The organism is Zunongwangia profunda SM-A87 (assembly GCF_000023465.1).
In the GTDB taxonomy this organism is placed as follows: Bacteria; Bacteroidota; Bacteroidia; order Flavobacteriales; family Flavobacteriaceae; genus Zunongwangia; species Zunongwangia profunda.
On the sequence record NC_014041.1, the window covers coordinates 532,134 to 543,296 of the forward strand.

At 37.4% G+C, this 11,163-nt stretch carries 10 protein-coding genes; 2 read left to right on the forward strand and 8 right to left on the reverse strand.

Annotated features, from left to right (window positions below; translation table 11 throughout):
- Positions 1-21: 21 nt before the first annotated feature.
- From tsf to ZPR_RS02480, 7 genes are all read right to left on the reverse strand, one after another.
- The gene (gene tsf, locus ZPR_RS02450; RefSeq protein WP_013070024.1) at positions 22-849 is read right to left on the reverse strand and encodes a translation elongation factor Ts; all 828 of its coding nucleotides are present in this window, start codon (positions 847-849) and stop codon (positions 22-24) included.
- A gap of 186 nt (positions 850-1,035) precedes the next feature.
- Entirely contained in the window at positions 1,036-1,920 is an 885-nt protein-coding gene (gene rpsB / locus ZPR_RS02455; RefSeq protein WP_013070025.1) for a 30S ribosomal protein S2, read from the reverse strand.
- 165 nt (positions 1,921-2,085) lie between these two features.
- On the reverse strand, positions 2,086-2,472 hold the full coding sequence (gene rpsI / locus ZPR_RS02460) for a 30S ribosomal protein S9 (protein ID WP_013070026.1): 387 nt from the start codon (positions 2,470-2,472) through the stop codon (positions 2,086-2,088).
- The gene (gene rplM / locus ZPR_RS02465) at positions 2,472-2,927 is read right to left on the reverse strand and encodes a 50S ribosomal protein L13 (RefSeq protein WP_013070027.1); all 456 of its coding nucleotides are present in this window, start codon (positions 2,925-2,927) and stop codon (positions 2,472-2,474) included. Before rplM ends, rpsI begins: the two co-directional genes overlap by 1 nt.
- A gap of 441 nt (positions 2,928-3,368) precedes the next feature.
- Positions 3,369-6,194, reverse strand: coding sequence for a DNA polymerase I (gene polA, locus ZPR_RS02470; protein WP_013070028.1), 2,826 nt, complete (start codon positions 6,192-6,194; stop codon positions 3,369-3,371).
- A gap of 114 nt (positions 6,195-6,308) precedes the next feature.
- On the reverse strand, positions 6,309-7,631 hold the full coding sequence (locus ZPR_RS02475; protein WP_013070029.1) for a sugar MFS transporter: 1,323 nt from the start codon (positions 7,629-7,631) through the stop codon (positions 6,309-6,311).
- 19 nt (positions 7,632-7,650) lie between these two features.
- A complete protein-coding gene (locus tag ZPR_RS02480; RefSeq protein WP_013070030.1) occupies positions 7,651-8,625 on the reverse strand; it encodes an isoaspartyl peptidase/L-asparaginase family protein in 975 nt (324 codons plus the stop codon).
- Positions 8,626-8,827: 202 nt separating this feature from the next.
- Here ZPR_RS02480 and ZPR_RS02485 point away from each other — a divergent pair, with 202 nt between their 5' ends.
- Entirely contained in the window at positions 8,828-10,042 is a 1,215-nt protein-coding gene (locus tag ZPR_RS02485) for a metallophosphoesterase (protein ID WP_013070031.1), read from the forward strand.
- Between the two features lie 139 nt (positions 10,043-10,181).
- Complete coding sequence (locus ZPR_RS02490; protein WP_013070032.1) at positions 10,182-10,478, forward strand: thioredoxin family protein; 297 nt, start codon at positions 10,182-10,184, stop codon at positions 10,476-10,478.
- Here the strand turns inward: ZPR_RS02490 and ZPR_RS02495 are convergent.
- The gene (locus ZPR_RS02495) at positions 10,475-11,122 is read right to left on the reverse strand and encodes a polysaccharide deacetylase family protein (RefSeq protein WP_013070033.1); all 648 of its coding nucleotides are present in this window, start codon (positions 11,120-11,122) and stop codon (positions 10,475-10,477) included. The genes ZPR_RS02490 and ZPR_RS02495 overlap by 4 nt on opposite strands.
- Positions 11,123-11,163 lie beyond the last annotated feature (41 nt).

The window sequence follows — 11,163 nt, forward strand, 5'->3', positions numbered from 1 at the left end:
CAATATATTTTTCTGAAGAAATTATTCTCCTAAAGCAACTCTTTCAAAAGCAACAACAGTAAGATCTGCATCTACAGATTTTACATATTCTGCAACAGTTTGCTTGTTATCTTTAATAAACGCCTGGTTTACCAATGTGTTATCTTTAAAGTAACGCTTAATTTTACCTTTAGCGATGTTATCTAACATGTCTTCAGGTTTACCTTCAGCTCTTAATTGATCTTTTGCGATCTCGATTTCTTTCTCGATAGTTGTTTGATCAACACCTTCTTCGTTAAGGGCTACCGGGTTCATGGCAGCAGCTTGCATAGAAACATCTTTTGCAGCGTCTTCTGCTCCGGCTACGTTTTTAGAAAGACCTGTTAAAACAGCAATTTTATTACCAGCATGAATATAAGAACCTACGAAAGGAGCTTCTAAAGTTTTGAAAGATCCGATCTCGATTTTTTCACCGATAACACCTGTTTGTTCAGTTAATTTATCCTGAACGGAGATACCGTTATAATCTGCAGCTAATAATTCTTCTTTAGTAGAAACCTGAAGCGCTAGGTCTGCAAAATCATTAGCTAGTTTTACGAAGTCATCGTTTTTAGCTACGAAATCTGTTTCACAGTTTAAAGAAATAACAGCACCTTTAGTAGCATCTGCATTTACTTTAGCGATAGCAGCACCTTCAGAAGATTCTCTATCTGCTCTTTTGGCGGCTACTTTCTGTCCTTTTTTACGAAGAACTTCAATTGCTTTATCAAAATCACCATCAACTTCTACAAGAGCTTTTTTACAGTCCATCATTCCTGCTCCCGTAGCTTTTCTCAATTTATTTACTTCAGCGGCGGTTATCTTTGCCATAGTTGTTTTAGTTTTTAATCCCTCATGGAGGGTTTAATTCCCCGAGGCTAGCCTCGAAATTGTACAAAAAGTTTTCAGACTCATACCTCGCTGGTTTCCCTTGAGGTTCTTGATATTATAAGTCGTTTAGTTATTTTGTAAAGAAATAAACTAAACGACTTATAGAGTTTACCAAAATGTTATATTTTATTCTTCTTCGTTAGAAGAGGTCGCTTTCTCTAAAGTTTCCTGTTTAGACTCTAATTTAACATCTTTCTTAGCCTCTTTCATGGCTTTTTTGTCTGATGCATCTTTAGATGGAACTTCTCCTTCTGCTTTTGGCATTTTTGGAGCTTTTTCGCTTTTGCTTTCTTTATCCTCTTTTTTAGAATCTTTGTTAGATTTTCTATCAGATAAACCTTCTACGATAGATTCTGATACATAAGATACTACTTTATTGATGGATTTTGAAGCATCATCATTGGCAGGAATTACATAGTCCACTTCACGAGGATCTGAATTCGTGTCTACCATAGCAAAAATTGGAATGTTTAATTTTTGAGCTTCTTTTATAGCAATGTGTTCACGAGTGATATCTACTACAAATAATGCCCCTGGAAGTCTGGTCATATCTGCAATAGATCCTAAGTTTTTATCTAACTTAGCTCTTAAACGATCTACCTGAAGACGTTCTTTCTTAGAAAGAGTATTAAAAGTACCGTCTTTTTTCATTCTATCGATAGAAGCCATTTTCTTAACAGCTTTACGGATAGTAACAAAGTTGGTAAGCATACCACCTGGCCATCTTTCAGTGATGTAAGGCATATTTGCTTTTTCAGCTTGCTCAGCTACGATTTCTTTTGCTTGTTTTTTGGTAGCAACGAAAAGTATTTTTCTGCCGCTGGCTGCTATTTTTTTAAGGGCTTCACCAGCCTCTTGCATTTTAGCAGCACTTTTATATAGGTTGATGATGTGAATACCATTACGCTCCATATAAATATAAGGAGCCATGTTTGGATTCCATCTTCTGGTAAGGTGTCCAAAGTGTACACCTGCATCAAGTAATTCTTTAACTTCTACTTTATTTGCCATTTTTGTAATAGTTTACTTTCTGTTGAGATAGCAACAATTAGGTGGCTACTTGTTAAGTATGGCCCTAATTGTTTAGATGCTAAACTAACTCTCGATAACCAAGATCGAGATAACAACAAAATTTTTAATTTAAATGAACTTAATCGGGTAAATACCCAATACATATTAACGTTTAGAGAACTGGAATTTCTTACGAGCTTTCTTCTGACCAAATTTCTTACGTTCAACCATTCTTGGATCTCTTGTAAGTAATCCTTCTGGTTTAAGCGTAGATTTGTTCTCCTCGTTAAGCTCTACCATAGCTCTTGATAACGCAAGACGAATAGCTTCTGCCTGTCCTGTGATTCCTCCACCGTACACGTTGATTTTTACATCAAAAGTTCCTGCAGTTTCGGTAAGATTGAAAGGCTGATTTACTTTATACTGTAATGTACTTGTTGTAAAGTAATCGTTAAGATCTTTTTTGTTTACAGTGATGTTTCCTTTTCCTTCTGAAACATATACACGTGCAACAGCCGTTTTTCTACGGCCAATTTTGTGAATAACTTCCATTACTTAAGATCGTTTAAGTTAATAGTTTTAGGTTTTTGAGCTTCTTGACCATGTTCTGATCCTGCATAAACCTTTAAATTACGGAAAAGAGCTGATCCTAATTTGTTTTTAGGAAGCATTCCCTTTACTGCTTTTTCAACGAGACGCTCTGGCGCTTTTGTAAATAATTCTGAAGCAGTTAAACTTCTTTGTCCACCTGGATAACCTGTATGACGGATGTATTCTTTAGCATCCCATTTCTTTCCAGTTAAGTTGATTTTTTCTGCGTTGATAACAATTACGTTGTCTCCACAATCAACGTGTGGGGTGAAGTCTGGCTTGTACTTACCTCTAAGGATTTTTGCAACCTTAGAAGATAGGCGGCCTAAAGTCTGTCCTTCAGCATCTACAAGTACCCACTCTTTGGTTACTGTCGCCTTGTTGGCTGATACTGTTTTGTAGCTTAATGTGTCCACACTAAATAAATTTACTTAATAATTAAACATTCCATTCCTGATCCCAAAGTCGTAGCAAGGGAAATTCAGGGGTGCAAATGTACAATTATAAATTTATATAGCAAACAGCATTTTTATTAAAAATTGGATGGAAAGATTTTGATAGTCAAATATATAAGTTTTAAATAATAGGAATGGTGTAGATCTACAACATTTTTGTGGGCTATAAATAAGTCTTTCAATTATCTCAATTCTTTTTAAAACCCGAAATGCAGATTAAATGCAATTATTTACAGATGAAAGGATTTATTCACTGTTAAATAACTCTTAATTTCTATTTTCATTTCTATATTTGCTTTTTGAAATTGGATTAAATACCATGTTTCAAAAAAATATAATTTTAGTGTTAGTCTGGAAGCCTCATATGCAATGTAGGGTAAAGCAAACGAGGCTTCCTTTTTATCAATGCGCTTCCAACCAATCCTGTCCAACCCCTAAATCTACATCTAAGGGTACATTAAGCTGATATGCATTTTCCATTTCTGATTTGATGAGTTTTTTTACCTGATCTAATTCAGGTTTGTAGACATCAAAGACCAGTTCATCATGAACCTGAAGAAGCATTTTTGTTTGTAGTTTTTCTTCTCCCAGTTTTTTATGAATATTAATCATCGCGATTTTAATAATATCTGCCGCACTTCCCTGGATCGGTGCATTTACGGCATTACGTTCAGCAGCACCTCTAACTACAGCGTTTTGCGAATTAATATCTTTTAGATATCGCCTTCTGCCTAAAATAGTGGATACATATCCATGTTCTCTGGCGTAGGCGACCTGATCTGCAATGTAATTGCTAAGTTTAGGGTAGGTTTTGTAGTAAGTATCGATCAATTCTTTAGATTCAGATCTGCTTAAACTTGTTTGATTACTTAAGCCAAAAGCGGATACTCCATAGATGATCCCGAAATTTACTGTTTTTGCATTACTACGTTGTTCACGTGTTACTTCTTCTAATGGAACATTAAAAACCTGAGAGGCAGTCGAGGCATGAATGTCTTCGCCGTCTTTAAACGCTTTGATCATCGTTTCTTCCTCGCTTAATGCAGCGATAATACGCAATTCGATTTGAGAGTAATCGGCAGCTAGCAATACATAATCGTCACTTCTTGGGATAAAAGCTTTTCTTACCTGTCTTCCACGTTCGGTACGTATAGGAATGTTTTGCAGGTTTGGGTTGTTGGAGCTCAACCTTCCTGTTGCTGCAATGGTTTGTACATAATCGGTATGAACACGACCGCTGGATTTTTCTACCTGCCCCGGTAATGCGTCTACATACGTATTTTGAAGCTTTACAAGACCGCGGTAATCTAAAACATGCTGAACAATTTCATGCTCGGGCGCCAGATAAGAAAGTACATCTTCGCTGGTAGAATACTGTCCGGTTTTGGTCTTTTTTGGTTTTTTTACCAAAGCCAGCTTTTCAAAAAGAATAATTCCTAATTGCTTAGGGGAGCTAATTTTAAATTCCTCACCGGCTGCTTCATAAATTTTAGCTTCTAATTCTTTAATATCACGATCTAAAGCTTCAGATAATTTTTTCAGGAAATCCAGATCCAGATTAATGCCTTCGATTTCCATATCGGCTAAGACTTCAACCAATGGCATTTCAATTTCATTAAAAAGCTTGCGTGTTTTGGCCTCGTCCAACTCTTTTTCGAAAAATTCTTTAAGCTGAAAGGTAATATCGGCATCTTCTGCCGCATATTCGGTTTGTTCGGCTAAAGGCACATCGCGCATGCTTTTTTGATTTTTACCTTTTTTGCCAATTAATTCGGAAATTGGCTGCGGAGTATAATTAAGATAGGTTTCAGCCAAAATATCCATATTATGGCGCATATCGGGATTTATAAGATAGTGCGCAATCATGGTGTCGAAGGTTGGTCCTTCCACTTTAATTCCGTATTTATCTAAAACCTTGATGTCATATTTTAAATTCTGACCTATTTTTTCAATTTCGGGTGATTCAAAAAATGGTCTAAGCAATTCGATAAGTTGCTGTGTCTTTTCTATATTATCTTCAAACGGAAGATAATAGCCTTTACCGCCTTCCCAGGAGAATGCGATCCCAACCAATTGTGCCTCAAGCGGATTTAAACTGGTTGTTTCGGTATCAAAACAAACCGATTTTTGTTTCATTAATTTCTGAATGAACAGACGTAAGCCTAAACCAGTGTCTACTTTTTGATAAACGTGTGGCGTATCTTTTAAGGTTTTTCTGCTATTGGTACTTTCAATTTTTTCTGAAGAGTCACCCCCGAATAATGAAAATTGGCCCGCCCCAGCCGTCTGCTCGTTTTTCTTAGCAGAGGGAGAATTGCTTACCTGGGTTTGATTGTCTTCTTCCCCGTTAAATAGTTTTATAAATTGATCTTTTAAACGTCTAAACTCAAGTTCGTCAAAAAGTTCCTGTACTTTTTCAGAGTCTGGCATCGATAGTTCATAATCTTCCGCATGGAATTTCACATCACAATCGATAATTATCCTAGCTAGTTTTTTAGAAAGTATCCCCTGCTCGGCATTGGTTTCAACTTTCTCTCTCATTTTTCCTTTTAGCTGATCGGTATTAGCCAAAAGTTCTTCCATAGAGCCAAATTGTTTCAGGAATTTTTTAGCGGTTTTTTCTCCAACACCGGGTAAGCCTGGAATGTTGTCTACGGCATCCCCCATCATTCCTAAAAAGTCGATGACCTGTTCTGGTCGCTCTACTTCAAATTTTTTCTGCACTTCAGGAATTCCCCAAATTTCTATTCCGTTACCCATTCTGGCTGGGCGGTACATAAAGATATTTTCAGAAACCAATTGCGCAAAATCCTTATCGGGTGTGACCATATACACCTGGTAGTTTTCTTTTTCAGCCTGTTTTGCAAGAGTTCCAATAATATCATCAGCTTCACAGCCCGGCAATTCCACAACCGGAATATGCATAGCTTTTAGAATGCTTTGGATATATGGAATTCCCTGCATTATCGGCTCTGGTGTAGCATCTCTATTGGCTTTGTAGTCCGAGAAAAGTTCTGTTCTCACTTCGCTACCTTCTTTATCAAAACAAACCGCTAAATGATCTGGCTTTTCTCTTCGAATCACATCGAAAAGTGAATTCATAAAGCCCATGATTGCAGAAGTATCAAAACCTTTGGAGTTAATTCTTGGGTTTTTGATGAAGGCATAGTATCCTCGGAAGATTAATGCATAAGCATCTACTAAAAACAGTCTTTTTTGAGCGGCCATATTTTCTGGAAAATTTATGTGTATCTTCCCAAAACTACGAAGATAATGTTACACAAAAAGAAAACCGCCCATAAAAATGAACGGTTTTTATATACAATATTGATCTTATTCGGTTTAAATCTCCACCTGTCTTTTTCGGTTTATAAATCCGTAGAAGAAAATATAGGCATACGCCACCATTACTAAAACAAAGGCAATACTAAAGCCAAATCTATCGGTTAAGAAGCCAAAAGAAGGAGGTAAAACAGCCCCGCCAACAATCATGGTGCATAACACACCGGATCCTTGCGGTTTATCATCGCCCAAACCATCTAAAGCCAAACTAAAAATCGTTGGGAACATAATAGAGTTGAATAATCCAACGGCAATGATTGTCCACATCGCGATTACACCCACAGAAAGATTGGAAATATTTACCATTAAAATAGCAAAAGCAGCAAATGCGCATAAGACAACTGCCGGATTGAAAATTTTAGTTAGATAAGAGCCTATAAACCTTCCAATCATGGCACCGGTCCAGTAAAATGTTACAAACACTCCTACTACGGCCATATTGCTCGCATTTTCTAAACCTGTATCTAAGATCCACTGTGCGATATTGCGTAAATATGGAGTCGATTTTATAATTTCTGAAAGCTCCAGGGTTAAGAAATAGTTTACCATATAACTTCCCAGTGCCACTTCAGCTCCAACATAAAAGAACAATCCAACTGCACCCAGCATTAGATTTTTGTTTTTAAGCACTTTTCTGTAATCGTTAGATGCTGCAGTATTACCTACTTTGGGCAAGTTTACAAATGCAAAAACCAGTGCGATAACCGCTATAAATATAGCGATCCCCAAAAACGGTTTTTGAACCGCTCCGGCTTCGGCGATGTAATAGGCTTTTTGCTTGGCTTCAGATAAAGCATCAATTTCTGCGGTGCTCATTACTTTGTCTCTTAGGATAAATAGTGCGCCAATTGCCGGCGCAATAGCAGTCCCTAAAGAGTTGAAAGCCTGGGAAAGGTTAAGCCTGCTTGATGCCGATCTTTCCGGGCCTAAAATGGTAACATAAGGATTGGCGGCTACCTGTAGAATGGTAATCCCGCCGGCCAGTACAAAGTATCCTAGCATAAATACCCAGAAAACTCTGAAGGAAGCTGCGGGCCAGAACAGTAAACAACCGGCCGCCATGGTGCTTAAGCCTAAAATGATCCCTTTTTTATAGCCGATTTTGGATAATATATATCCTGCAGGAATCGACAATACAAAGAATGCCCCAAAAAAGGCAAACTGTACCATCCCCGCCTGAAAATAACTAAGGGTGAATACTTCTTTTAATCTTGGGATTAGTGAATCTACAAGTACCGTAATAAATCCCCATAAAAAAAACAGAATGGTTAAAAATAGAAATGCGGTGCGGTAAGATTTATTGGTGTTTTGTGCTGTGCTCATAAATTATTGAACCTGTAGGTTACAGGTAGCTTTTACATTGTACATTTTTGTTTTCGCCGTCTTGGTATTTAGCGTAAGAGAATCCTTTATGAATACTATATCCGCCAACTTTACCATCTTTATTAATAGCTATAAAACAGGCCTGGAAATCATTGTAATTATCATTCTTTTTTACAATTCTTTCTATAGCTTCCTTACAGGCTTCTTGCGGAGATTTTCCGTTTCTCATTAGTTCTACCACCAGAAAGCTGCCAACACTTTTCATAATGGCTTCTCCCATTCCGGTAGCAGCGGCGGCTCCAACTTCGTTGTCTACATATAATCCAGATCCTATAATTGGGGAATCCCCAACGCGACCGTTCATTTTATAGGCAAGACCAGATGTTGTACAGGCTCCTGCGATATCTCCGTCTTTATCAATACAAAGCATCCCAATGGTATCATGGTTTTCGATATTGATAATGGGTTTGTATTTTTTTTCTTTAAGCCATTCTTTCCAGGCCTTTTCAGAATCTTCAGTAAGAAGATTTTGTTTTTTAAATCCGTTTTGAATGGCGAATTGCAGAGCACCTTCGCCGGCCAGCATTACATGTGGAGTGTCTTCCATCACTTTTCGAGCGACAGAAACGGGATGTTCTATATGTTTAAGATAGACCACAGAACCCGCGTTTCCGTTAGGCGCCATGATACAGGCATCTAGCGTTACATTACCGTCACGATCTGGAGCACCACCATTTCCTACGGTGGTATTTTTTAAATTGGCTTCTTCAACCATTACGCCTTGTTCTACAGCGTCTAAAGCTGATGTACCATTATCCAAAAGCGCTCCGGCTCTTTTGGTAGCTTCGTGAAAATTCCAGGTAGCAATGGCAATGGGAAGTGAAGATTTTTGCGTGTTTGAAATTTCCGAAATGTTCTTTGCAAAAATTGAAGGTGTAGTTCCTAACACAGCCCCCGTTATTCCTGCTTTTTTAATAAAATTTCTACGTTTCATGATTCGTAGCTATAAGGTTTTAGCTGAGTATTTTGTCGGAAAGGTAGACTTTAAAGCGTAAACTCGCAATTTTAAGCCTGTTAATTTTATGATTTTATAATGATTGGCCTAGTGTTTACGGGCGTTACTACGTTAAATTAGTTCTAAAAATAACGATTAAAGATTTGATTAAAAGTACCTTCGCTAAATAAATTACTAATCTATGCGCTGGCTGTTGTTTATTGCCTTTTATCTGCTTATTGATATTTACGCTTACCAGGCGCTTAGAAGCCTTAATCGTTCCTGGTGGGTTGGAGGTATTTATTTTGTAATTAGCCTGGTGGTAATTGGTAATTTTATTTATCAATGGCAGAGCTCTGGAGGTGGATTTTTTAGTGCGATAGGATTTGCTTTTGGGATCGTTTTGGCTTTTTTGCTGGCCAAGCTTGTGATAGTTCTCTTCATGTTTGGAGAAGATATCGTTCGTTTTTTTATAGGTATTTTCCATGCGGTTTCGGATTCGGGATATAAGGCGCCGGGAAGACGAAAGTTTGTAAGCCAAATTGCACTTGGGTTGGCGACCATTCCTTTTGTTTCGGTTTTGTACGGAATGTTTAAAGGAAAGTACGATTTTAGGGTATTGAATTATACCTTATACTTTGAAGATTTGCCCAGTGCTTTTGACGGATATCGGATAGGGCAGATAAGTGATGTGCACAGCGGAAGTTTCGATAATCACGAAAAGGTAGCTTATGGAGTAGATTTGCTAAATAAGCAAGGGACCGATGTGGTCTTTTTTACCGGTGATTTGGTGAATAATAAAGCTACTGAAATGGAAGACTGGAAATCACTTTTTAGTACGGTGAAAGCTAAAGATGGAGTGTATTCGATTTTGGGAAATCATGATTATGGTGATTATGTAAATTGGAATAGTGCTGAAGAAAAGGAGAATAATCTTGATCGGTTAAAGGCAACCCACGCCGAGATGGGCTGGGACCTGTTACTAAATGAACATCGTTATGTAGAGAAAAATGGTGAAAAAATCGCCATTGTTGGTGTTGAAAACTGGGGAGGTGGTCATTTTAAGAAAGCAGGAGATCTGGATTTAGCCGGTAAAAATGTTGCTGCTGATGACTTTAAAATACTTTTAAGCCATGATCCTTCTCACTGGCAGGAAAAAGTGAAGCAAAACGACAAATTTTATCATTTAACTTTAAGCGGTCATACACACGGTATGCAATTTGGAATAGAAATCCCCGGTTTTTTGAAATGGAGTCCAGCGAAATATCGTTATAAAAACTGGGCAGGGATTTATAAAGAGAACAATAAATATATAAACGTAAACAGAGGTTTTGGGTATTTGGCTTTTCCTGGAAGGGTAGGGATATGGCCAGAAATTAGTGTAATAGAATTGCGAAAAGGTAGCGCTCCTGCTTAATTGTAATTAATTGTTATATTTGGTTATAGCGTTTGGATTGCAAAAAGGAGAATGTTTTCTCATTAAACAATTTTATTCTCTTCTTTAATTCGAAAGAATCGAAGTATAAAACCTCAAATATCGAGTAAAGCTCAATTTTATGTCAAAATTTGGAGAATTAGTAGGTTTAAATGTACCGGTACTTATCGATTTTTATACGGAGTGGAATGAGGCTTCAGTGAAAATGCATCCTGTTTTAAGAGATGTAGCTTCGGCTGTAGGAGATAAAGCCAAGGTGATTAAGATCGATGTAGATAAGAATACGCAATTGGCTGAAGCACTTCGGGTAAAAGGTTTACCAACGCTTATGATCTATAAAAACGGGGAGATGCTTTGGCGTAAAAGTGGAGAACAGAATGCGGAGTCGATAATCGCACTTATAGAGCAGTACGCTTAAGTTAAGGTTTTAAACTTCCAGGCCTTTTGAGAGTATTCTTCCAGAAGTTTTGGAAGGATATATTTTAAATTCTTTTCTGCTTTCAAGCTGTCATGAAAAACAATAATGCTGCCTGCCCTTATTAAATTCAGGGTGTTTTTAAGGCATTTTTCCGCATCATAGTTTTTATCATAATCACCCGTAATCACATCCCACATCACGATCCTATAGTTAAGCTTGGTGATTTTGGCTGCTTGTTTGTTTTTGATTTTTCCGTAGGGAGGTCTAAATAATTTTTCTTCAGAACTCAATGTTTTCTCGAGCTTAGATTCGATAATCCGTTCTGTTTTCCTGAAATTTTCCAGATAGTCTGAAGTGGAAGTTTTCCAGCCATTTAAATGATTGAAGGTATGGTTACCTACAGCATGGCCTTTATCTTTTATTTTTTTAAATATTTCGGGATGTTTTCGAATATTATCTCCAATACAGAAAAAAGTGGCTTTTGCGGAGTACTTGTCCAGTTGTTCCAGAACCCATGGGGTGACTTCAGGAATAGGCCCATCATCAAAACTTAAAAACAACGTTTTTTCCGCAGCCACCCTTGAAAGTCTTTTAGGGTAGAGCTTTTTTAAGATCCACGGATATTTAAGGATAAAGCGGTTCATAAAAAAAAGCCTTAAAACATCGAAAATCGATGTTTTAAGGC

Bases quoted from the DNA above. Each gene is read 5' to 3' on its own strand.
- tsf (WP_013070024.1), bottom strand. From the start codon at position 849: ATGGCAAAGATAACCGCCGCTGAAGTAAATAAATTGAGAAAAGCTACG.
- rpsB (WP_013070025.1), bottom strand. From the start codon at position 1,920: ATGGCAAATAAAGTAGAAGTTAAAGAATTACTTGATGCAGGTGTACAC.
- rpsI (WP_013070026.1), bottom strand. From the start codon at position 2,472: ATGGAAGTTATTCACAAAATTGGCCGTAGAAAAACGGCTGTTGCACGT.
- polA (WP_013070028.1), bottom strand. From the start codon at position 6,194: ATGGCCGCTCAAAAAAGACTGTTTTTAGTAGATGCTTATGCATTAATC.
- ZPR_RS02475 (WP_013070029.1), bottom strand. From the start codon at position 7,631: ATGAGCACAGCACAAAACACCAATAAATCTTACCGCACCGCATTTCTA.
- ZPR_RS02480 (WP_013070030.1), bottom strand. From the start codon at position 8,625: ATGAAACGTAGAAATTTTATTAAAAAAGCAGGAATAACGGGGGCTGTG.
- ZPR_RS02485 (WP_013070031.1), top strand. From the start codon at position 8,828: ATGCGCTGGCTGTTGTTTATTGCCTTTTATCTGCTTATTGATATTTAC.
- ZPR_RS02490 (WP_013070032.1), top strand. From the start codon at position 10,182: ATGTCAAAATTTGGAGAATTAGTAGGTTTAAATGTACCGGTACTTATC.
- ZPR_RS02495 (WP_013070033.1), bottom strand. From the start codon at position 11,122: ATGAACCGCTTTATCCTTAAATATCCGTGGATCTTAAAAAAGCTCTAC.